Annotated in this window: 12 protein-coding genes; 9 read left to right on the forward strand and 3 right to left on the reverse strand. The window is 56.0% G+C overall.

What is annotated here, in order from left to right:
- The first annotated feature begins 313 nt into the window (after nucleotides 1–313).
- Entirely contained in the window at nucleotides 314–2,968 is a 2,655-nt protein-coding gene (gene pepN, locus LVD11_RS14280) for an aminopeptidase N (RefSeq protein ID WP_237060122.1), read from the forward strand.
- An 87-nt stretch (nucleotides 2,969–3,055) separates the two neighbouring features.
- Here the strand turns inward: pepN and LVD11_RS14285 are convergent, their stop codons facing one another.
- Nucleotides 3,056–3,604 carry a histidine phosphatase family protein gene (locus LVD11_RS14285; protein ID WP_237060124.1) on the reverse strand — a complete coding sequence of 183 codons (549 nt, stop codon included), beginning with the start codon at nucleotides 3,602–3,604 and terminating at the stop codon, nucleotides 3,056–3,058.
- 97 nt (nucleotides 3,605–3,701) lie between these two features.
- A complete protein-coding gene (locus tag LVD11_RS14290) occupies nucleotides 3,702–5,276 on the reverse strand; it encodes a carboxylesterase/lipase family protein (protein ID WP_237060126.1) in 1,575 nt (524 codons plus the stop codon).
- Nucleotides 5,277–5,548: 272 nt separating this feature from the next.
- Here LVD11_RS14290 and LVD11_RS14295 point away from each other — a divergent pair, with 272 nt between their 5' ends.
- The 8 genes from LVD11_RS14295 (at nucleotide 5,549) to LVD11_RS14330 (ending at nucleotide 19,331) form a co-directional block, all read left to right on the forward strand.
- Nucleotides 5,549–8,221, forward strand: a complete 2,673-nt coding sequence (locus tag LVD11_RS14295; RefSeq protein WP_237060129.1) for a BapA/Bap/LapF family prefix-like domain-containing protein — start codon at nucleotides 5,549–5,551, stop codon at nucleotides 8,219–8,221.
- 345 nt (nucleotides 8,222–8,566) lie between these two features.
- Nucleotides 8,567–9,793, forward strand: coding sequence for a TolC family outer membrane protein (locus LVD11_RS14300; RefSeq protein ID WP_237060131.1), 1,227 nt, complete (start codon nucleotides 8,567–8,569; stop codon nucleotides 9,791–9,793).
- Complete coding sequence (locus tag LVD11_RS14305; RefSeq protein WP_237060133.1) at nucleotides 9,790–11,985, forward strand: type I secretion system permease/ATPase; 2,196 nt, start codon at nucleotides 9,790–9,792, stop codon at nucleotides 11,983–11,985. The genes LVD11_RS14300 and LVD11_RS14305 overlap by 4 nt, the downstream gene beginning before the upstream one ends.
- Nucleotides 11,982–13,253, forward strand: a complete 1,272-nt coding sequence (locus LVD11_RS14310) for an HlyD family type I secretion periplasmic adaptor subunit (protein ID WP_237060135.1) — start codon at nucleotides 11,982–11,984, stop codon at nucleotides 13,251–13,253. Before LVD11_RS14305 ends, LVD11_RS14310 begins: the two co-directional genes overlap by 4 nt.
- Nucleotides 13,254–13,306: 53 nt before the next feature.
- A complete protein-coding gene (locus LVD11_RS14315) occupies nucleotides 13,307–14,215 on the forward strand; it encodes a transglutaminase-like domain-containing protein (protein ID WP_237060138.1) in 909 nt (302 codons plus the stop codon).
- A gap of 18 nt (nucleotides 14,216–14,233) precedes the next feature.
- Nucleotides 14,234–16,216, forward strand: coding sequence for an acylphosphatase (locus LVD11_RS14320; protein WP_237060140.1), 1,983 nt, complete (start codon nucleotides 14,234–14,236; stop codon nucleotides 16,214–16,216).
- 424 nt (nucleotides 16,217–16,640) lie between these two features.
- Nucleotides 16,641–18,629 carry an acylphosphatase gene (locus LVD11_RS14325; RefSeq protein WP_237060142.1) on the forward strand — a complete coding sequence of 663 codons (1,989 nt, stop codon included), beginning with the start codon at nucleotides 16,641–16,643 and terminating at the stop codon, nucleotides 18,627–18,629.
- 21 nt (nucleotides 18,630–18,650) lie between these two features.
- Nucleotides 18,651–19,331, forward strand: a complete 681-nt coding sequence (locus LVD11_RS14330) for a TIGR02466 family protein (protein ID WP_237060144.1) — start codon at nucleotides 18,651–18,653, stop codon at nucleotides 19,329–19,331.
- A 30-nt stretch (nucleotides 19,332–19,361) separates the two neighbouring features.
- Here LVD11_RS14330 and LVD11_RS14335 read toward each other — a convergent pair whose 3' ends face one another.
- Entirely contained in the window at nucleotides 19,362–24,116 is a 4,755-nt protein-coding gene (locus LVD11_RS14335) for a CapA family protein (protein ID WP_237060146.1), read from the reverse strand.
- Between the last annotated feature and the right edge of the window lie 166 nt (nucleotides 24,117–24,282).

A 24,282-nucleotide genomic window follows, 5' to 3' on the forward strand; every position in this document is an offset into this window, starting at 1 on the left:
AAGTGGGATTGACTACGGTGTTTCTGGGCCATGCCGGTTGCAGGCGCTGGCAGGAGACAGTGTAACCGGCTGGAGAAAAAAAATAACGCGGGGTGCCAGCAGCCGTCCGTTGCCTGTCGTCGATTGCCTGGGGCGACGACTGCCCGCTGGCTGCAATGGCGCTTTTTAGCTCGCCCGCATGCTGATCGGGCCCGGCGAAGAATGCTGGCTGGAATCCCCGGGGGCGCGGAGGTTATAGTTTGCGCCTGATGCCCGCCGCCCCAGGTGTGCGGCGACTTAAGCACTTCCGCAAGCAAGCCAAGGGAATTACTCAATGAAAGACGCCCAGCCGCGCACAGTCCGTCTCCGCGACTACCGGGTACCCGATTACCTGGTGGACCAGACCCGCCTGCACTTCGAGTTGCAGCCCCGGGGTACGCTGGTCCGTTCCCAGCTGCATATCCGCCGGAATCCGGAAGCAGTGGCGCAGGAAAACGGCGGGGCGGACATTAAGCTGCCACCGCTGGAACTCCAGGGTGTAGAGCTGGAATTACTGTCACTCGCGATTGACGGCGAGCCCGTGGCAAGCGAGAGCTTCAGGACCTCAGTCGAGGGGCTGTCAGTGGATGTGGAGCGACCTGAGTTCGTGGTGGAAATCAGCAATCGCATCAACCCGGAAGACAACACTTCCCTGGAAGGCTTGTATCTCTCCAACGGCATGTATTGCACCCAGTGCGAGGCAGAGGGTTTCCGCAAGATTACCTTTTACCCGGACCGCCCCGATGTCATGTCGCGGTTCACGACCACGATCGTGGCGCCGCGCGACTACCCTGTCTTGCTATCCAACGGCAACGAAGTTGAGCGAGGCGAAACGGAAGATGGCCGCCACTTTGTTACCTGGGAGGACCCATTCGCCAAGCCGTCCTACCTGTTCGCCCTGGTGGCAGGGGACCTGCAGCATGTAGAGGACGCCTTTATTACAGCTAGTGGCCGCGAGATAAAGCTGCAAATCTTTACCGAGTCAAAAAACATCGGCAAGTGCGAGCACGCCATGCGTTCCCTGAAGAAGGCCATGCGCTGGGATGAGGAGGTCTACGGGCGTGAATATGACCTGGATATATTTATGGTCGTGGCGGTGGATCATTTCAATATGGGCGCTATGGAAAACAAGGGCCTGAATATCTTCAATTCTGCCTGCGTCCTTGCCAGCCCAGAGACTGCCACTGACGCGGCCTTTCAGCGTATTGAGTCGATCGTTGCCCATGAGTATTTCCATAACTGGTCCGGTAACCGGGTGACTTGCCGAGACTGGTTCCAGCTGAGCCTGAAAGAGGGCTTTACTGTTTTCCGCGATGCCGAATTTTCCGCTGATATGAATTCCCGTGCGGTCAAACGGATCGAGGATGTGTCCATGCTGCGCACGGCGCAATTTGCCGAAGACGACGGTCCCATGGCACATCCGGTGCGTCCGGATTCCTACATGGAAATTTCCAACTTCTATACCCTGACCGTCTATGAGAAAGGGGCTGAAGTTGTGCGCATGATCCATACACTGCTGGGCGAGGAAGCATTCAGGCGTGGCAGCGACCTGTACTTTGAGCGCCATGACGGCCAGGCGGTCACCTGCGAGGATTTTGTCAAGGCTATGGAAGACGCCAACGGTGTTGACCTGCAGCAGTTCCGCCGTTGGTACAGCCAGGCGGGGACACCGGTACTGGAGGTTACGGATGCTTATGACCCCGGAACCGGCGATTACGCACTCACGGTGCGGCAGTCCTGTCCGGCCACCCCGGGCCAGCCCGAAAAGGCACCGTTCCATATTCCGTTGAAAATGGCGCTGCTGGATCCTATCGGCAATGATATGCCGCTGGACCAGGCGGGTCACACCGAACTGGTGCTGCAGGTCAGTGAGGCGGAGCAGACGTTTCGTTTCAAGGGATTACCGGAAAAGCCACTGCCGTCGCTGCTGCGCGGGTTTTCCGCCCCGGTTAAACTGCGCTACGGCTATACCCCCGAGCAGCTGTTGTTCCTGATGCGCAGCGAGTCCGATGCGTTCAATCGCTGGGATGCTGGCCAGAGACTGGCTTTCATCGCGCTGGAATCCCTGCAGCAGGATTATCGCGCGGGGCGGGAGATGCAGCTTTCCCCCGAATTGGTATCCGCCTATCGCGCGGTGCTGCAGAACAGGGAGCTGGATCCGGCACTGGTTGCCGAGATGCTGTCCCTGCCCAGTGCACAGGTGCTGGCGGAAGAGGCCGGGGAGATCGATGCGCAAGCGATCATTGCGGCCCGGGAATTTGCTGAAGTGTCACTGGGACAGGCCTTGCACGAGGAATTACTGGCGACTTACCGTGCCTTTACCCGGGAGGGGCCATACCGGCCCGAAGCTGATGATATTGCCGCACGCCGCCTGAAAAACACCTGTCTTGCTTTCCTAGCTGCCACCGGGGAGGCCACATACCTGGCACTTGCCCAGTCCCAGTTTGAGAGTGCCGGCAACATGACCGACAGCGCAGCTGCCCTGGCGGCACTGGTTAATCGTGGTTCTGAAGCGCAGATGCACGGGGCCCTGGATAGCTTCTACAAGCGCTGGCAGGAGGATACCCAGGTTGTTGAATTGTGGTTTGCGTTGCAGAGCAATAGTGCGCGTTGCGGTACCCTGGAGCATGTTCGTGCATTGATGCAGCACCCGGCGTTTGAACTCAAGAATCCCAATAAGGTGCGCGCCGTAATTGGTGGTTTTGCCAACCGCAATTTCACCCAGTTTCACAAGGCTGATGGCAGTGGCTTTGAGTTCCTTTCTGACCAGGTCATCGCCCTGGATAGGCTAAATCCCCAGGTGTCGGCTCGCCTGGTGACGCCCCTGACCCGCTGGAAAAAATACCGGGAAGCCGTTGGCAGCCAGATGCATTCGGCGTTGAAATCAATCATGGAAAGTGGCCAGCTTTCAGCGGATCTCTACGAGGTCGTAAGTAAGAGCCTCGCTTGATTGGTGGCCGCCGGCGGCCCGGTATATTCTGGCCGCGATCACCCTCCGGTTGATACTGGTGCCTTACCACCGATTAGCCGGGCTGCATCAGAGCATCCGGCTATCCCGATCGCGGCCCAGTCGTACGAGCTCCAGTCCACGACTGGTAATAGCGAGTTCGGTAACCGACGTGTAGTCGGGGCGAAATTGGCAGATTTCAGCAGATTCCCGTGTGTATGCGACCACGGAATTGATCACCATGAAGTGGCAAAATACCGCGGTATCCTGCTGCAGGTTCTGCAGGTACTGCATGATGTCCTTGCGCCATTGCAGTTGATGCGGTTCCAGCTGGTTCCATTCCGCATCGAGTAACGAGCGGACCCATGGACCGCGCTCGGCCAGGGGTAGGTCCAGGGGAGAGGGGATCTCATTGACCGCTGACTCTATGGAGATCTCCCGCCCCCAACGCCGGGCCAGGGGTTCTGCTGTCTGGCGCGCGCGGCTTTTGGGGCTACTCACCAGCGCGAATTGAGGATTGACTCCCATAGTCTGCGCCAGCGCCGTGGCCTGCCGGTGTCCCAGTGCTGTAAGCGCCGGGTCTTCCACTCCGGCCACTTTGGCTGCCTCGCCATGCCTTATCAGCAGGATTTTCGTCACTGTATTCCCCCTGGTTACTGCGATATTGCCGACAGCAATACCACCATGCACTTAATTCAATGACTGCCGTTGCACTACGGCCTAGTTGCACTACGGCCTAGAGGTAGCGCCCAATCAAGTCGTCACCAATATCCTGCCATATCCGGGTCACGGTTGCCCGGTCAAAGGTGTGGGCCTCCGGATGTTCTCCGAAGCGCCGACTGTGCCCCTCGGTGAAGGCGGGCCATTCCGGGCCGGGGTCGCCGGTTTCCGCGAAGTTCAGCCAGGCTTCTCTTACCGCACAGCTCAGGGCATCGGCATCCTGTTCGCCACCGTACAGGTCGTGCAGGCTCTCTTCTCCATGAGTACCGAACACATAGCCCAATTCGACTGCATGGCAGGCGCCGAGCAAGGGCTGTGCGGCGAGGGGCTGGGCGAAATGATAGTGGTAGCGCTTGCCCGCATGTGCTTCCAGCAGTCGTAGTCCCGGCACTGTGAATATCATATCTGTCAGCATCAGGTTCCATGCACGGCTCCATTCTGGCCAGGGACTGGCTTCCAGGGTACGGGCACGGCTGTAGTAGTGATCCAGCAGGTCATTGAGTTCAGGTTCCGGTAGCAGCCAGTTCAAGTGGCTCACAATCCGGGCCCTGTCGAGGGTAAAGCTGCCTGGATCACTGACACTGAACAGGTTCCACTCCTCCAGGTTGCTACCTACGAGGAGTGGCACTTCCGTAGCGTGTCCCTGGCGAACGGCCTCAATGGGTGTGACTGTCAGCAGCTCCCCGTCGAGCACGGGCTTGAAAGGCAACTGCCCCCATTCCCGTTCCAGGCGTGGATCCGCGAGGATCTCCCGCTGGGCCTGGAGAAGTTGCCTGGTCGTGGCTGCGGCCGGCGATACACCGGAATTGCATTGCAGTTTCCCTACAAATGCTTCCGCCAGGCTATTTGCCCGGTCGCGGTCCTGGATTGCGCAGGGACTGCCACTCTGTATCACGGCGCGATGGAATAGCCCCTTGCAATGGGGAATGGCCATCAGGGCGGTGATGCTCATGGCGCCAGCGGATTCGCCGAACAGGGTGATATTGTCCGGGTCTCCCCCGAATGCGGTGATATTCGTTTGGACCCAGCGAATTGCTGCAATCTGATCCTGTACGCCCTCATTGCCACTGGCTTCCACATCACTACACTCTGCTAATCGCAGGAATCCCAGACTGCCGAGGCGGTAGTTGAGTGTTACCACAATAGCTCGACCACTCGCCGCCAGGTGGCGGCCGTTATAAACCGGTTGGCAGCCGGATCCCATATAAAAAGAGCCTCCGTGGATCCAGATCATCACCGGCAGTTTATTGGTGCACGCCTGAATGGATGCGTAAATGTTCAGGTAAAGACAGTCCTCGCTCTCCGGCGGCTCGCCGCCTGGTCCCAGGATTTCCATCAGCGTGGATGGGTTTTGCGGAGCAGGCATTCCGAAACAGTATGCCGCTAGTGGTGATTGCCATCTTGGGAATGGTTCTGGTGGACGCCATCTCAGGTCGCCGATTGGGGGAAGGGCGTAGGGGATACCCAGGAATAGTGTGACACCGCTATCGACGTCAACCTGGCCGAGAATCGGGCCGGCTGGCGTATCGATAATTCTATTGTTTCCTGAGCCGCCAGCCCGGGTACACCCGGACTGCTTTTTCCCTGTCATCAAATGTTCCTCTTCCCTGATTGCCCCGCCAGGCGGGCTCTCCGGAGTATAGCCGGCGTCTTATTTGCTCTTGAAATGTGATCGAGTACTGTCCATAAAAAAAGGACTGCTCAAATTTTGTTCACAAGTCGCGGACGAAATTCGGGCTCTTGTTCAATTAATTCAGGGAATAGGCTCCCGCCAAGGTAAATAAGACAGCTAAATGCTCCAGGGCGTCACTCCGCTGTTCGTGTGAATGGATTTCACGATGGGATACGTAGTCAGGTGACAGCATGATTGGAAAAATTTACGACAGGGAAACCGGGTCGGTCAGGGAGGCGCCATTGGACGGCCTGGCGCTATCGTCTATCGGGATCGTCAGTCTCCCCTTGGGGCTTGATGAAGTTGCGTCGTACGCAAGGGATGGCAATGACCTGATCATTATCCTGGAATCGGGCGAGCAGGTCGTGATCGCCAATTTCTATCAGATCGATGAGGATGGTGAGCAAAGCCACTTGGTCCTGGAGGGTGGTGAGGAGCCGATGATGCTCGCCATGCTTGGTGGATCAGGCTATCCGGTTGCTGCTGCCGCAGCTCCCGCTGCAGCCACAACCGCAGGTGTGAGTTCCTGGTTGATTCCCGGGTTGGTGGGTCTGGGCGCAATTGCCATCGCGTTAGATGACGATGATGGCAGGGATGGCTTCCAGCAGACAGGCAACAATACGCCCTCTGGCCGGCCACTACCTCCAAATCCCCCCGGTCCGCCCCCGGACAGCGATGCAGATGCTGACTCTGATGCAGATGCCGATGCCGATACCGACGCCGATGCCGATGCAGATGCCGATACAGATGCCGATGCCGATGCGGATGCGGATGCGGATGCCGATGCGGATGCCGATGCGGATGCGGATGCGGACGCCGATGCCGATGCGGACGCCGATGCCGATGCCGATGCGGACGCCGATGCGGACGCGGATGCTGACGCCGATGCGGATGCGGATGCGGATGCCGATGCGGATGCGGATGCGGATGCGGATGCGGATGCCGATGCGGATGCCGATGCGGATGCGGATGCCGATGCGGATGCCGATGCCGATGCGGACGCCGATGCGGACGCCGATGCGGATGCCGATGCGGATGCCGATGCGGATGCCGATGCCGATGCCGATGCGGATGCGGATGCTGACGCCGATGCGGATGCCGATGCGGATGCTGACGCCGATGCCGATGCGGATGCTGACGCCGATGCCGATGCCGATGCCGATGCCGATGCCGATGCCGATGCGGACGCCGATGCGGATGCTGACGCCGATGCGGACGCCGATGCGGATGCTGACGCCGATGCCGATGCGGATGCCGATGCGGATGCTGACGCCGATGCCGATGCGGATGCCGATGCCGATGCGGATGCGGACGCGGATGCTGACGCCGATGCGGATGCCGATGCGGATGCCGATGCGGATGCCGATGCGGACGCCGATGCGGATGCCGATGCCGATGCGGATGCCGATGCGGATGCGGATGCCGATGCGGATGCGGATGCGGATGCCGATGCGGACGCCGATGCCGATGCGGACGCCGATGCCGATGCCGATGCTGACGCTGACGCTGACGCCGATTGCGACGTCAACATCGATATAGATATCGACATCAACTGTGACTGTGACGCCGATGCGGATTCAGACGCGGATGCCGATGCTGACGCTGACGCTGACGCGGATGGACACCCGAGCCCCATAGGCCTGGGTGGATACTGCGATCCCGACTGTCAGATAAAGGATGTCGATGTAGACATTGATATCGAGAGGGACGGGTGTGACATCAATATCGATATCGACATCGATATCGAATGTGATGCAGACGCTGACTCGGATGCGGACGCCGATGCGGATGCGGATGCGGACGCCGATGCCGATGCCGATGCCGATGCCGATGCCGATGCTGACGCCGATGCGGATGCGGACGGTGATGCCGACGGTGATGCCGATGGTGACGCGGACGGTGATGCCGATGGTGACGCGGACGGGGATGCCGACGGTGATGCCGACGGGGATGCCGACGGGGATGCCGACGGGGATGCCGACGGTGACGCGGACGGTGACGCGGACGGTGATGCCGACGGTGACGCGGACGGTGATGCCGATGGTGACGCGGACGGGGATGCCGACGGTGACGCGGACGGTGACGCGGACGGTGATGCCGATGGTGACGCGGACGGTGATGCCGATGGTGACGCGGACGGTGATGCCGACGGGGATGCCGACGGGGATGCCGACGGTGACGCGGACGGTGATGCCGACGGGGATGCCGACGGTGATGCCGACGGTGATGCCGACGGGGATGCCGACGGGGATGCCGACGGTGACGCCGATGGTGACGCGGACGGTGACGCGGACGGTGACGCGGACGGTGATGCCGACGGTGACGCCGACGGGGATGCCGATGGTGACGCGGACGGTGATGCCGACGGTGACGCCGACGGTGATGCCGACGGTGACGCCGACGGGGATGCCGATGGTGACGCGGACGGTGATGCCGACGGTGACGCCGATGGTGACGCCGATGGTGACGCCGATGGTGACGCGGACGGTGACGCGGACGGTGATGCCGACGGGGACGCTGACGGCGACCAGGACATTGAGGTAAGTCTCAGCGACGTAATCCCCATGGGGGACGACAACGCTGGGATGCGCAGTGAGCCTGGAGAGTCAGAAGAGAGTGGATCGGGAATGCTGTCTGACGATCAGATGGGCCCGGACCTGGATCTTGATGATCTCGTCAGCGACTGTGAATCTGATGCAGGGTCGCTCTTCTCGGTAGCTGATACCGATGATGACACTGCGTCAGGATACACATTCTCGGGTGGTGGAAGTGGCCTCCCGGATGGCCTGGATAGCACTATGCACGCCCAGGACACTGATCCCGTCCAGGATATGTGGCAACAGAATGGACCAGACGACGTCTGATCCAAAGGAGGCTTAGCAAACGGGAAACACCGGGCCCAGGGCTCGGTGTTTCTTTTTTCGACTAGAATCTGTGAAGGAAAAAATTCAACAGTGGTGCCGGGTATAACAGATCCGTACCGGATACCTCTCACGCCAGAGTAAGTGAAAATAGTGGATTCAATGCAGCGACTATGGATAGTCACGCTGGCATCTCTCACCGCCATGTGTGTGCAGCAGGCTCAATCCCAGACCGGACCCGGCTCGACTGACCGTCCGGCCCGAATAAGTGAATCGGCAGTCCAGCAGGAAGTAGCGTCACCTCCTTCTACTGTCAGTCACTCCCAGTACTCACCACAACAACTGACTATGACCGAAGCGGTACACCAGGCTATCGACTGGCATCCAGTGATCGCCGAAAGCGTGGGTGAACTATATCGGCGACAGGAAGGTATTCGCGTCGCCCGCTCGGGTTATTTCCCGCAGCTAAGCGCGGGCGTCGTCGCCGGCCAGGATAGTGAAAATGAGGGAGATGGCAACGGGCACGCCGTACAGCTCTATGTTTCCCAGGTGATTTATGACTTTGGGAAAATATCGAGCGGTGTGGATCTTGCCAAAGCTGAGGTCAGTCGATCCAGGGCTGAAGTGCTCCAATCAATTGATCAGGTTGCCCGGGATACCGCAAATGCAGCGGTGGAAGTCCAGCGATACCAGGCACTTCTGGACATAGCTGATGAGCAGATAGAGAGTGTCTCGTCAATAGCATCACTGGTAAGAATGCGCAGCGAGCGAGGGGCCAGTTCTCGCTCGGATGTGTTGCAGGCCCAGGCGCGCATCGAAGCCGCGCGAGCCTCGAAACAGCAGGTTATCGCAGGCCTGGCCCGTTGGCGCAGTACTCTGAAGAACCTGGTCAATGCAGCCGCGCCCGTAAGGGTTTCGATGGCAGAAACGGAGACAGTGACGAATGCCTGTGAAGGGGCGCCAGGGGAAGTGCTTGCCTCACCGCGTGTCCTGATTGCTGAGGCGTCACGTGCTGAAGCAATGGCCCGCCTCCAGGAATCCAAAGCTGACGTCTGGCCAACCTTGTCCCTGGATGCGAGCTATAACCGCTACCTGGACCAGACCTATGTCGATACGAATGTACTCGATGAGAACGAGTCTGCGGTGTTCCTCAATCTTTCCATGCCGATCTACCAGGGCGGCAGGTTGTCGGCAAGTAAGGAATCTGCATCTTATGCACTGAGCTCTGCCGACGCCGCAAAGGATGCTGCCCGGGAGGCTGTTACCAGGGAATACCTGGCAGCCCAGGCACAGGCGAATGGCCTGGATCGCAGCCTGGGAATTCTGGACTCCCGTGAAAATGCGATCAGGGAGACCAGGAACCTCTATCGGAAACAATATTCATCACTCGGAACTCGGACCCTGCTTGACCTGTTGAATTCGGAAGAAGAGCTGCAGCAGGCACGCCAGGAACGTGTTGAGACCCGATATGACCTGAAGGCACTCGAGATAGAATGCCTTTATAACACCGGGGACATTCGCAGGGCATTCGGAATAGAGGGTAGGGCGGTCCAGGGCGTGGAGGTGTTGCCTTGAATAGCGAGAGCGTAGTTGAGCACGACCAGTCAGAGACAACCAGCCGTAACACACAGTTGGACTTTCGACCATGGTTGGAAGCAATTGTTACAGTATCCCGTCATTACCGGCTGGACTGCTCGGCAGAGAATATACGGATAGCCGCCGAGTGGGGAGGGAACGAAAGTGTCGAACTTGTGCTGAGACAGATGGCACGCCAGGCTGGGCTTACTATCAAGTTTTCAACATTTGACCAGTTCGACCTGAGCCCCTGGCGCCTGCCAGTGGTACTTCAGTTAGACGACGGACAGGTCGGTGTGGTCGAGACAATCGGAAGGAACGGAGTCCTCGGCATTGTTTGGTGCGGTGACCAGGGCCTGGAAAGTCATACCAGTGTTGACAAGATTGCTGGAAATATCCGCCACCTGGTGATCCTGCGTCCCAGGAAAACACTCAGTGATGTCAGGGTGGACGACTACATCAAGCCAGACAACCGGCATTGGTTCCGGAAAATCATACTGAAGGATATCAGGCCTTACGGTCATGTGATGTTGGCCACTACTGTGGCAAACACGCTGGCCCTCTCCGGAATACTGTTTGCAAAGCAGGTCTATGACCGGGTTATCCCGGCGGAATCCATGTCGACCCTTTATGTACTGTTCAGTGGCGTTCTGCTGGCGATCATCTTTGATTTTACCATGCGGGTAATGCGGGTAAGGATCACTGACCTCCTGGGGAAGCGAGCTGATATTCGTGTCTCTGACCTTGTGTTCGGGCATGCGGTAAGGCTGCGGAACTCAGCAAAGCCCAAATCGACAGGCACATTTATTTCCCAGCTTCGGGAGTTGGAGCGCGTGCGCGACATGGTTACTTCGACCACTATCCTCGCAATCGCGGACATGCCATTCTTTTTCCTTTTCCTGCTGGTTCTGTGGGTCATAGCCGGTCCCCTCGTTCTGATCCCGCTATTCGCCATGCTCTTGCTCGTAATACCGGGGCTCCTTGTCCAGAAGAAGCTGGCGAGGTTGTCTGGTGAAGCGATGCGTGAATCCTCATTGCGCAACGGCATGCTTGTAGAGACAGTGCAGGGGATGGAGGATATAAAGACCCTTCAGGCGGAGCACAGGTTCCAGCGTCAATGGAACCACTTTAATGCTGTCACTGCGGACTCGAACCTCAAGCTGAGATATCTCACCAGTAAGCTGGTGACCTGGACCCACAATGTCCAGTCGTCTGTCTTTGCGCTGACTGTGTTGTTCGGGGCGCCCATGGTGATGAACGGAACCATGACAACTGGTGCGCTTGTGGCTGCCTCGATCCTCAGTTCGCGGATGATGTCCCCAATGTCCAATATCACCCAGGTGCTCAGCCGCTGGCAAATGGCCAAGTATGCCCTTGAGGGGATCGACAATATCATGAATCTCCCGGTCGACCAGCCAGAGGGGAGTAAGCGCGTACACAAAGCCTCTATTAGCGGTGAATACGAATTCCACAATGCGGAATTCAAGTACGATGCTGAACAGAATGTACCGGCGTTAATCATATCGGACCTGACGATAAAACCGGGGGAGAAAGTTGCATTACTCGGAAAAAATGGTGCAGGGAAGTCGACTCTTCTCCAGGCGCTTTCCGGAATACTGGAGGCCAGTGCGGGGACAGCAAACCTTGACGGAGTTTCAATAGCGCACATTGATCCGGCTGATGTCAGGAGAGACGTAGGCCTCCTGAGCCAGGGATCGGGACTCTTCCACGGGACATTGCGCGAGAACCTGACCTTAGGCGCACCGAATGCAACGGATGATGAAATTATCTGGGCACTGGAGATGTCCGGAGCCCTCGATATGGTGAGAAACATGCCTAAAGGGCTGGATCATATGGTGTTGGAAGGTGGCGCAGGGCTTTCCGGTGGGCAAAAGCAATCACTCTTGTTATCGAGACTATTGATAAGGCAGCCACAGGTCCTTCTCCTGGATGAACCCACAGCATCCCTGGATGAAGCCTCTGAAAGGCGGTTTATCGATAACCTTTCGGCCTGGGCCAAAAAACGGACGCTGGTGCTTGCGACCCACAGGGTAAGTACGCTCCGGCTAGTGGATCGCATCCTGGTTATCGATAGGGGCAGGATTGTAATGGATGGCCAGAAGGAGGCGGTAATGGAGAAATTATCCCGATCTGATCGGCAGGTGGCCAAGGATCGAGAGCAGGTGACATGATGATTGTGGGGGCAAAAGGTAGCCGGCTAAATCCCTCTGGCAGTGAAGGTTTAGGTTCCCGTACTAAATCTATCCCTCTCCTGGATGCGGACTACCAGGCCGGCGAGAATCAGTATGACGAGCATGACGAGTCAACACTGATCAACTCAAGGCGCGTTGTCTGGGTCTTCTTTCTCCTGCTGGCCGGGCTTATCTGCTGGTCCTACTTCGCCAAGGTTGACGAAGTCTCATCCGGTAGCGGTAAGGTGGTGCCAACCTCACGTGAGCAGGTCATACAGTCGCTCGAAGGGGGTATCCTTGCTGATCTCAAGGTCAGTGAAGGAGATATCGTCGAACGGGGGCAAGTCCTGGCACAGCTCGACCCCACAAAAGTACGCTCGAATGTAGAGGAAAGTTACGCTCGCTACCGTGCAGCCATAGCAAGTGTGGCGAGGCTGACAGCGGAGGTCAATGGTACGGACCTGGACTTTCCGAGAGAACTTGATTCCCATGATGAACTGAAGGCAAAAGAGCGAAAACTATACAAGACACGAAAAAACAGCCTCGAGGAGTCGCTTCGCGGTGTCAGGGAGTCACTTGACCTGGTTGAGAAGGAGCTATCAATAACCCGTTCGCTGGTCAGTTCCGGCGCTGCAAGCAATGTCGAAGTCCTGCGCCTGAGCAGGCAAAAATCAGAACTTAAGCTGAAAATCCGGGAAATCAGGTCCGAGTATATGGTTCGGGCCCGCGAGGAGCTGGCCACGGTCAGTGCTGAGGCAGAAGCCCTGTCCTCGGTAATTGAAGGGCGATCGGACTCCCTGACGCGATTGACGTTGAGGTCACCGGTAAGAGGCATCGTAAAGGATATTGAAGTCACTACGATTGGCGGCGTCCTTCCGCCCAATGGCCGCCTGATGGAAATCGTTCCCCTGGATGACAAGCTATTGATCGAAGCACGTATATCTCCACGAGATATCGCGTTCATTCACCCTGGACAGTCGGCCAAAGTAAAGATTACGGCGTACGATTACTCTATTTATGGGGGACTGGAGGGAAAGGTGACGACCATTTCACCCGACACGATCCAGGATGAGATAAACCGGGATGAATACTACTACCGCGTCTATATCCTTACCCAATCCGATGCCCTGATCAACAAGGATGGCAATCGCTTTCCAATTGTTCCAGGAATGGTTGCATCGGTTGATGTAAAAACCGGGTCAAAGACGATTTTTGACTACCTTGTTAAACCCATTAACAAAGCCAGCGAAGCCCTCAGGGAGCGCTGAGCAAGCTGTGGCTGCACTGTGGTTAGGAGTGGGTTTTCCAGGATCGGAGCTTGATGGTTATGAAGTTCTTATTGCTGGCAGGGGTTTTTCTCCTGTTGATGTGGGTCGTCGTCAACTTTTCCTGGGGACAGACCCGGCAGGTTACGCTCACGGCGGAAGTGGTTGTACACAACCGTTCGGATGTCGATATCAAGGGATATACCCATCGCCTCTCGGTTCCCCTAAGCGATCATATGCAGCAGCGGCTGCTCAGTGTCCGCTATGACTATCCAGAAGCCCTGAAGCGAAAGAGCCACAGACTTGGCAATGGTGAGTATGTCGAAATGGTATGGGATATTCCGGCTGGCAAGACGTCGACTCGCCGGGTGGAGTTCGACCTGGAAATAACCAGGTATGATTTCCATAAGGACACTCCTGTTCACGATTCACCACCACCTGATGAATATCTTCAACCGAGAAAGTATATCGAGTCTGACGCCGAGCCCATTCGCAAGCTTGCCACACATATTCGCAGCACGTTCGACACTGATGAAGATCGTCTGAGAGCGGCATTTCTGACTCCACAGCAACTACTTGAATACGATGTGCAGTCTACAAAGGGTGCGCTTTATGCGGTCAATGAAGGAGAGGGGGACTGTACGGAGTATGCCGCCCTGTTTGTTGCTCTTGCCAGGGCTATGGGTTATCCGGCCAGGATTACCTCTGAATTTTTAATGACATCAAAGACAGAGTTCAGTCAGCCAAACCATCATGCCGCGGAAGTGTATATCGACGGACGCTGGATACCTGTGGACCCAAACCTGGCCTTGGACTCCCGTTTTGGCTACGGCTTCGGCATTGGTGGAAAGGATAAAATTGTGCTAAATCGCGATTTCACCTGGGTATGGTCAAACTTATGGCCCAGGGAGCTGCGGGGGAAGAGAGACCAGGTGGATGTAAATATCCGCTGGCGCGTGAAGTGATATTTCGAGGGTTCTCAAATGTTTGATCATGTCCCTGTCGGTACCGATAAACTTTTTGAAGTGGAAAACGATTTCTCGGAATCACCGCTTATGGAGAGAGAGGGCGATATTGCAACTGCATTAATCAGTGCAGAGGCAGAGCGGCAGAATTTCGAGGTGAAGCGATATAAAAAGCTCGTCTATGATGTCTTGTATAACAACAATCGCGTAACCTTCCTCCAGAACAGTCCGGAAAACTCTGCAGTATACAGTTATTGTGCGAGGCAGAAACATATCGCCAAGGAGCTCATGGCAAGGCAGGGAGTGCCGGTTCCGGAGGGAAAGGTATTTGAAGATGTGGAGGCCGCATGGAATTACATTGAGTCCTGTGATGCTGGCATGGTGCTGAAGCCCCTGGATCGCGCTTACGGATCGGGAGTAACCACAGATGTCAGAACCAGGGAGCACTTCCTCGAGGCCTGGGGGTATGCCCGGGAGTATGGGCGGGAAGTGCTTGTAGAGAAGTGCATAAAGGGCTATGACCTTCGTGTAGTGGTTGTAGGCGGGCAAGCGATAGCTGCACTATCGAGGATTCCGGCGCATGTCATCGGTGATGGGCAGAGCACCATACAGGAACTGGTTGACCGTAAGAATCTACAGCGCGAGAAAAATCCCTCCTTACAGATTGACCTGATTACCCGGTTTGACCTGCTGAAGCATAACGGCCGTTCACTCGACGATGTCCCCGGAAAGGGTGAATATGTGCAGTTGACCAGTGTGGCAAACACCTCTGCCGGCGGGGATGCTGTGCAGCTTTTGCATCTGGTACCCCAGGAGGTCGTAAAGATCGCGGAAAAAGCTGCCCGTTGCTTCCCCGGGCTCACCCAGACGGGCGTGGACCTCATGGTCGATGATCGGGGCGATGAGGTGCTTTCCCACGTAATCGAAATCAATTCCAACCCGGGCATCTGTGATGCTGTGTTCCCCAGTTATGGTAGCCCCGTGAATGTTCCGGGGAAGCTTCTGCGCCATGTTTTTTCCACTGCCCGGCGGGAAAGAGCGGATATTACTGAAGGTGGAGTCGTACCAGCATCGCCGTATGTTTTCGCTCCTCGTCTCCGTGTTCGTGCCACTGGTGAGAGTGAGCAGGTGGCTTATATAGAGCAGGCTGCAATTTTGGCAAATCTCAGCGTATCCCATATATCCCCTTATGTCTTCGAAGTGTCAGATGGTACTGGCGAAGTGCTGTTCTACCAGGGGATGCCTGACAGGACTAACATTATTTCGAGAAAAGTCTCCAGGGACAGGAAGTGGCTCAAGGAGATCCTGTCGGAAGCCGGGCTTGACAATAGCGGTCCGAGAACCGATACGCGTCAACTGTGCCAGTACCGACTGATAGTGATTAATGGCAAGGTTGTAGCCGGCATTGATGGCGGGGCTTATACCGGAGAAGGCAACACGGCGGGAAAGTACGTTGACCAGAGAAGGGATATCACCGAGTCGATACACCCTGGCTTTGTAAAGGCCGCACTGGAAGGCGTAAAGGCGACATTCAGTCCTTATTTCGCTGGCGTGGACGTGCTTGCGGAGGATATAGAGCTTTCACCAGGCGAGCAATCGTGGCAGGTTTTGGACGTCATGTGTAATCCCAATTTTGTGCTCCATCACTATCCATCTGAGGGTGTTGGCCGTGATATTGCCGGTGCCTTGCTGAGGTCACTTTTCCCTAACGCAGATTGGGGATGTACTACGGATCGCTGTGTTTATGTCGTAGTGAAGGGCAGGGTCCAGGGTGTGGGCTATAGGGACTGGGTACAGAGGGAAGCTGTTCGCCATGGTGTTCAGGGATGGGTCCGGAATCTTCCGCATGGTGATGTGGAGATATTTCTCAATGGACCCCCGGCGGCTGTGGCTAGCCTGCTCACGCTCTGTGAGGAAGGTCCAGTTCGAGCAAGGGTCTCTGAAATCTCGGTAAAGGAGTATGGGCCAATGAATCAGCGTGCATTCCTTGTGTACCGATAGGCGATGACGCGTCAATATTAATGTGTTATCCGGGGCTTTTCTTATACTCGTGTAATCGTGACTGGTCTTCGCGGCCACAGTTATTCAGCGCCTTTTAGCTATCGTTCAGGCGGGAACCCTATGTGGTTCCTTCAGGCTGAAACGGTTTCTATTTACAAGAGGAGTTGCGCGATCCCTTTGTCAGGTGGTGAATGGCGGTTAACGGAATGTTTCCCGACCAAGCCCAGGTAAAATACCGGGTTATTGTGTCTATATTTACCGGTAACACAACTCAAAACTTGTGCATTATCAATAGACCGAGAGATCGCTTTAGCTTGAATTCGAGGAGGAATTGACGGATATAGGGTGCTGGTGTATCTCTGCATTGCGCCGGGGTCGCCGCGTGAATTCCCTAGAATGGTTAACTTACCTGAGGATGGCTTAGATGCTTGTACAGATACCGCAGGCTGCCGACAAGCTGTTTTCCATTGAAAACGACTACGAGAGCTCCCCGTTTCACCAGAGAGATGGCAATATTTCAATTTCGCTGATCAGTTTTGAGGCGCAGCGGCTGGGATTTCAGGTAAATCTGTACAAAAAAATGGTTTTCGACGTCGTCTACCAGGGTAGGCGTGTCGCATTTCTACAGAACAGCCCTGAGAATTCTGCTGTATATACGTTTTGCGCAAAAAACAAGAGTATCGCAAAGCGTCTCCTCCAGAGGGATGGTGTGAAGGTCGCCGAAGGCCTGGAATTCGAAGACAGGGATTCAGCGCTGCGGTATTTTGAGTCCTGTAATTGGCCTGTTGTCATAAAACCAGTCAATAAATCCCATGGAACAGGTGTGACTACCGGCGTGGGTTCTCGTGATCATTTTATGGATGCCTGGGATTATGCAAGCCGGTTTTCCAGTAGAGTTATCGTTGAGAAACACCTGAGCGGCTATGACTTGCGCGTTATCGTAGTCGGGGGAGTGGTAGTATCTGCCTACGCCAGGTTGCCTGCCAGCGTTATTGGTGATGGGAAAAGTACGATTCGTGAGCTTGTGGATAGCAAGAATCGGCAAAGGATGAAAAACCCCTCCGCAAGCATTTCCTTGATCAGGCGCTTCGACTTTCTCGAACAAAGTGGCAGGTCTCTTGGAGAGGTCCCGGGTGCAGGGGAGTATGTTCAGTTGGCGAGCGTAGCCAATATCTCTGCAGGAGGTGACGCAGTACAGATTATTGAGTTTTTGGGCGGTAGTGTGCTGGATACTGCCCTGAAAGCCGCCGCTTGCTTCCCTGGGTTGGCCCAGGTAGGCGTTGACCTTATTGTGGATGAAAGCAAAGAGCAGGTGACAGCGGAGGTGATCGAAATTAATGGGAACCCTTCAGTTTCCAGTTCAGTCTTCCCGAGTTACGGCCGCCCAGTAAACCTACCAGAAAGGCTTTTGAAGTTTGCTTTTAGCAGTGCGCGCGCTGGAGCGAAGACGCTGGATGACCTGTTTTGCGCAGCGAGGCCGTATATCCTGGGAGAAGGGGTCAGAAAGTTTGCCACAGGTACGCATCCGCAGAGAGACCTGATCAGCCAGGCAGCTTATGCAGCCAATCTCCGAGTCAATAAAATCGATGATCTGGTATTTGAAATAACTGATGATTGCCATCGCGTAGTGTTCTACAAGGGCATTCCAGACCTTACCAGCGTGGTGTCACTGAAAATATGCCGTGATCGTAACTGGGTCAGGGAGGTGATAGGGGACGCAGGGGTCGTGAGCGGGAGGCAGCCGAGCGATTTGCTGGTGCTTTGTCAATATCGCATGTTGATGATTGATGGTCGTTTCATTGCCTGTGTCTTTGGTGGTCCCCATCCCGGTAACGCTAATGATGCATGTAATTACAGGGAGTTCCGGCGCGATGTTACTGATCTTGTTCACCCCGGATTTGTGGATATTGCCTGTCGCTCGGTTGAGGCAGTATTTTCCCCCTATCTTGCAGGAGTCGATGTGATCGCTTCAGACATCGCTGCTCCGCCAGGGAGCCAGGCCTGGCGGGTCGATGCTGTTGTCTGTAATCCCAGCCTGGCATTGCACCACTTTCCTACCCAGGGGATTGGTCGGGATGTGGCAGGTTCCATGATCCAGTCACTCTTTCCTGAGGCAGTGTCAAATCCTGTGTCTCCTCGCAGTGTGCACGCAGTGATATGTGGTGATGTGCAAGGGATCGGTTATGGAAAGTGGTTAAAGCGTAAGGCTGTATTACATGGCCTGTCCGGCTGGGTACGTAACAGGGCCGATGGTAACGTTGAAATGTTACTGGAAGGAAGCCCCGCGTCCATCGAGTCCATCATGCAGCTTGCCAGGACCGGTCATTCCCAGGCACGGGTTGCGAGTATCCAGGTAGAGGATCACCCTCAGGTCACTCAGTTTAATTTCACCATGCAACGCCAGGATCAATGATAGCAATTCAGGCAATTCATCATGAACGTGATTAAGTCAGCATTCTCTACACCAATCCTGATCAAGGACTGGAGTGAGTCAGAGCTGATAAACGCGAGACTGACGGAAATTATCCTCAGTAGGGAGGGGATTTCCCCGCGGGTGCAGAGGTCGAATATAGGAAGCTGGGATTCCGGCAAGGACCTGCTTGAGTGGCCGCATGAAGAAATCCAATTGCTTAAGCAAAGAATCATCTCCGCTGTACAGGAGATGACCCAGAGTGTGACGAAAGGAAAATACACTCCCCGGCCAGGTGATATGCTTGCCCATGCCTGGGCCAATGTCTCACGGGCAGACAGCTATCGAAAGATACATAATCATGAATCCTGTACCTGGTCCGGGGTTTACTATGTGAAGTCGGATCTGGTCAAGGTGAAGAGCAAGGCCAGTGGAAATATAGAGTTTCTCGATCCCAGGATGCTATGTATTTCCACGGATTTGCCTGGCTGCAACTTTGGAGGCAGGAGCACTGTGGTACCGAGGGAGGGCAGGATGATCCTTTTCCCGAATTGGCTTTACCACTATGTTAACCAGGTTGAAGATAACTCACTCAGGATATGCATAGCATTTAACGTAAAGCTGGAGACCCTGGCGACCAGGCGCCGCCTCGGAGGGATGCGCCCCCTGGCGATGGAGGCGCAGGGACCACAAGTCCAGGTGTGACCAAAGCTCGGGACTATGTCAGCGTCAATGTCAAGCCGGCGCAGTATCGGTATCCGATATCTTTTCCAGCAGGCCCGGGACCGAGCCAAAGTCGGAATCACGCCTTGACCCCTTGAGTAGCAGCAGGTCTGACGGGCGAACGCACTCAACCAGGTGGCAGGCAAGATCATCAGCGTTCATGAAGTGCGGGCCGAGTATGGATTCCGGTAAAACATCGCGCAGATGCTGCATTTCCTCACCGTGCGTAATGACCTGATGCACGCCGGCATCCAGGAGTGGTTGTGCGAGGCTTTGATGTAATTCGCGTGACTTTTCCCCTAGATGAACGACCCTTCCAAGAACTGCAATTTTCCGCCCCTGGTTGCTGATATTCGACTGGGCAAGAACGGAGAAAGCGTTTAGCATCGAGCTGATAGTTGCGTTCCAGCTGTCGTCAATAAGCTCGATTTCCTTTCCGGCCAGTTTCATTCTGGTGCGACTGAGGTGGGCGTCATCGAGCTCCAGGTTTGCCAGCTCGCCGGCGATACTCGTCAGATCCCGACCCATGGCGTACAGTGCACACATGGAAGCAACACTATTCATAACCATACCCCGGCTGGGCGCCGGTACCCTGTAGCTTACGGTTTCATTTGGGGTTTCCAATGTTACCCAACTCCCATTGTCGTCTCCCTGGATATCTCTGATCTTTACCTCCGACTCTTCACCGGTACCGAATACAATGATTCGCCGGGCATGCTTCTCCGCCTCAGACCTGATGTATTCAAAGTGCTTGAGGTGATCGCCAAATATAGCCACTGCTGACCCCGTCAAGCCATCGAAGATACGGGATTTCCAGCGTGCTGTATCCTTTGTAGAGCGAACATGGCTGCGAGATTGTGAGATACCGATCTCAGTAATTATTGAGATCGTAGGGCGGATAAGCCTGGTTATCGGCCCCCTCTTCATCCACAGCGCGCTCTGTGCGACCTCGATCACCGCTGCTTCGTCGTTGGGTGCAAGGCTGGCCAGCATCGATGGGGCGCCCACCCGTGAGTTGTAGTTTCCCAGGCTTGTGAGGACTTTCTCCCTACCACCGAGGAGGTGCCCGAGCATTTTCAGCGTTGTCGACTTTCCCGCTGTGCCGGTGATTGCTATCACATCCTTTTCGTAACGGGCCCTTGCGGCCAGGCCAAGCTCGACGATGGCCCGGATAGGGTCATCGACCAGCAATACCGGGAGGTTACGTGGTAAGCCGGCAACTGGCCTGGCTACAATCGCACCAGCGAGCTTTTCTGGGACCAGCGGGAGTTTCTTATGCATGTCCCATAGCCTGGTCACCGAGGAACTTTGCTCATGATAGGCCCGATCCAGGCTGGTATGGGCAACAAACACGGTCGGTCCGGGGGTCTGGTCGATAAAGCTGATCCCCGAAACCACACTTTTTACGGCCCACCCATCAGGAGGGGGGACCAGCCAGCTGCCGCCAGTAATGCGCTCGAGCTGCTCAGCGTCCCATGTTAGCCCATGATCATGATTGAGAAGAGAGCGGGGGAACTCTCTCTGGTAGACGGGGGCTTTTCCACTGGGGGGTGTAGCCTTACCGAGAGCCAGGTGCACCGTTAGTCCCTCCAGCGGAACCGGTGCCGTCTTTTCGTGAGCCCCGGCCAGGCCTACCTGTAACTGGAGGTCCACATTTTCCAGCGTCCGGGATTGCGGGGGCCTCAACCCGTAAAAATCCCGGTAAACCCGCCCCTTCTGCCAGCGGCTGGTCGGTAGTTGCCAGTCACAGGGATCGTGGTCCATTGACTTGCCCCACAGGGGCATCGATGTTTCTTCGACCGGCACGGCACGGAAATCGAGCCGGTAATCCTCGTCCATCTCCGTTTCGCTGGTCCAGAAGGACTCTACCCAGAGCATTTGCCGGTACCTGACTTCGCGAGGCCACAGGCGTATGCCAACCAGTTTCAGTGGCCCTACAGTGACAGGTGTAATCCGGGCGTCTTTGGGAACGCTGGGTACCTGCCACTCGGGCCTATTGATCCGTGTCGCCTCGTCGAGAGGCCACAGTCGGTAAGTGGTGGGCATTGCCCGGGGAATATTGCGCTCCAGCTGTCTCTCCGGCGGCGACAGTGAGAGTGTTGCAGTGCCGTCTTCGGTGAGGGTAAAAGCAGTCCCAAGTGGCGCAGAGAGTCGTGCATACCGTCGACAGGCGTCTATGGCTTTGTTGTCTTTCAATTGCCGGCTGAAGCCAAACCCGGAGCCCACAGGTACAAACGTTATGCGTTCGACTCCATGCTGGCCCAGTGCGAGCCTGAAGACTCCACTGTCAGCGAGAGAGTTCCGTACCGAGTCGAACAGGAGGTCGCCGGCATCATGGATGATCGGCCGGCCGCGGTAGATTTCCGTTCCCTGGAGCACGTGAGCACTGGCGCCAAGAACAGCATCCGCTCCTGCGTCGATGATCGCATGGCCGACAAGAATTTCCGCTCTGCCAGGTGCGACCTCACGATTGGGGCCCCAGTGCACGGCGACCAGTACAATCTCTGCCAGCTCGCGGGCCGCACGTATCCTGGGTTCGAGAACATCAGTCCAGGCCTGCGGTTCCTCCAGCGGAAGGTAGGCGCTCCCCGGTCTGTTTACGGTCGCCGCAAACTCCTCCTGTGTGGCATCCAGGGAAAAAATCGCCACATTTAGCTGCCCGGCGCAGCGAATGACGGGAGTCAGGGCCTGCTCGAGATTGTGGCCCGACCCTGCATGGCCGATGCCTACCCGGTCAAGCCACTCACACTGCTCGACGAGTGCACCAGGGCCATAATCGCCGCTATGGTTGTTTGCGGTGGCTACCACGTCAATTCTGGAGTCCACCAGCAGGCGCAGCATCTCTGGCCTGGCACGGTAGTAGTAGGGCGATAGCTCACCTTTTGGGCTCCCCTGCTGACCGCAGGTCGCGACGACACATTCAAGGTTGATGATGGTCAGATCTGCATTGCTCAATGCTGGAACCCGACCGAGAACTGCCGCTCTGCCAAGCTCTGCGGTGCGATAATGCTGGCGGCGGGAGAGGTTGACGTCCCCGCCCCAAGCCACCACCGGCCGGCCATCGGGGGGCGGTGCCGGTTCAAGATCCTGTTGGACGATAGCGTGCTGTCCAGTCCGGACTTTGCCCTTTCTCAGGTAGTTGCGGTAGGCGACATAGCCGGAAAGGTAGTGTTCCACATCGTCAATACGCACACGGAATGCATGGTGCCGGATAAAGAAGCTGCCCAGGATCTTTGCCGGGTTCTTGTAGAACATGGCGAACTCTGGCCAGAAGTAGCCATTGAGAAGGTAGTTCGCCCGTTTGTGCAGCGCGCGGTAGAACCACTCCAGGTCCAGCATCTGTAGGAGATGACGGTACTTGCTGTCTTCCGAAAGCCTCGTCACCATCTTCTCTGCTGCCATCATCAGTTCCAGCAGGGTTGGAAATGTGGTGATCCGGTTTTCGATAAAATCGAGATAGCCCTCTACGTTCTGTATGCCAAAGCGGTAATACTTCTCTTCCGGCCGGTACAGCGTCAGCTCGTTGACACAGTAACTCAACCAGTGGTCGTGGGCCTGCCAGTGATCCGCAGCGATGAAATACTCAAATGCCTTCTCGACCAGCCGCAACCAGCGTCCATCCCCGGTGAGGCCGTAGAGTCGCATCAGTCCGAATGCGGCCTCGCCGTCATAATAGATAATACGGAACTCCTCCTTGAGCGAAAGCTCGGGGAACTGGAGGACATGCACGAATTTGCCTGACTGGCTGTCCTGCATAAACCGTATGCCCAAGGCCAGCTGGTCCATCAGGTCACGGTACCGGTCGTCTCCCGTGAGCTCACACCACTTGACGTAAGCCAGCAGGCACACCGCATTGCCGCCCAGCTTGATCTCGCCATTGGCTTCAACCAGGAAAGCTGCAGTTTCGCCGGACGGCAGGGAGGTGCGCTTAATCAGGGTGTTCGACAGGTAGTCGAGTGAGCGCTCGATGGCGGCGCCCAGTCTCCTGTCACGCGTGACCTCCCAGGCCTCCGTCATTGCATAGGTGCTACTGGCATGGCGCAGCGTATTGTAGGTCCCGATTGCCTTATCAAAGCAGGCGTGCCAGCCATACTCAAAACGCCCGCTCTTCTTTACCTGGCCCGCCAGATAGTTGCTGCTGGTCTCAATCAGTTTGGTTGTCGTGTCTTCATCCAGGTCATCGATGATCCTGCGGCCAGCGTTTCTGCCGGGGCCGTAAAGGTATTCAGGTTGGCCGGACTCGTCACAGAAGACACCTTCCGTCCACAGACGAAAAACTGTCTTGTCGTCTGAAAAGTCGGGCTCTAGTTTATTGCCGTACCGCTTGCGGCAATAAACATTGAAATTTTTCTCGTTGACAACTGCATGTCCTATCTGGTTGCCACCATATAGCATCGCATTACCATTCAGTTCCTGCTCGAGGAAGGCAAAGCGGAAATCCTCGTCCATGGCGATGCCGTAGCGGAAGTAGGAGCGCTTTGTGATGCGGAGTATCTCCTTCAATGCTGCCCAACTCATTTTGTCGGCGCGGGTGACCCAGTCCATGCGAAGCCAGCAGGGCTGCAGTTTGCCATTTCTGGTTGCCTTACGTGCTTCGGTGGTAATTGCCTGCCAAGCACTCGATATGCTCTCGCCCTTTACATGGCGTGTGATGGCGCGCTCTTTACCGTCGCAAATGGAGACAAAGAGTATGTAGGGAGCAGGGAGGTCTTCCAGTTTCCTCTCCACCATTGGTTTTGCTTTTAGTAAAAGGTCTGAGAGCGTCATATTTCCTTCTCGCTTCCATGAGAGATGGTAGTGACGAATTGTGTGCCATGTGAAATCGGGTTGGTCGTTGCGTGGTGGGGGCACCGATGTGGATCGGCATTTGTTTCATCCCCGCTATCACTGGGTGGCACTATCTTTAGGCTTCGCCACAGCCTCCCAGTATAGT

The sequence above is a fragment of the Microbulbifer sediminum genome, from assembly GCF_021729035.1.
In the GTDB taxonomy this organism is placed as follows: domain Bacteria; phylum Pseudomonadota; class Gammaproteobacteria; order Pseudomonadales; family Cellvibrionaceae; genus Microbulbifer; species Microbulbifer sediminum.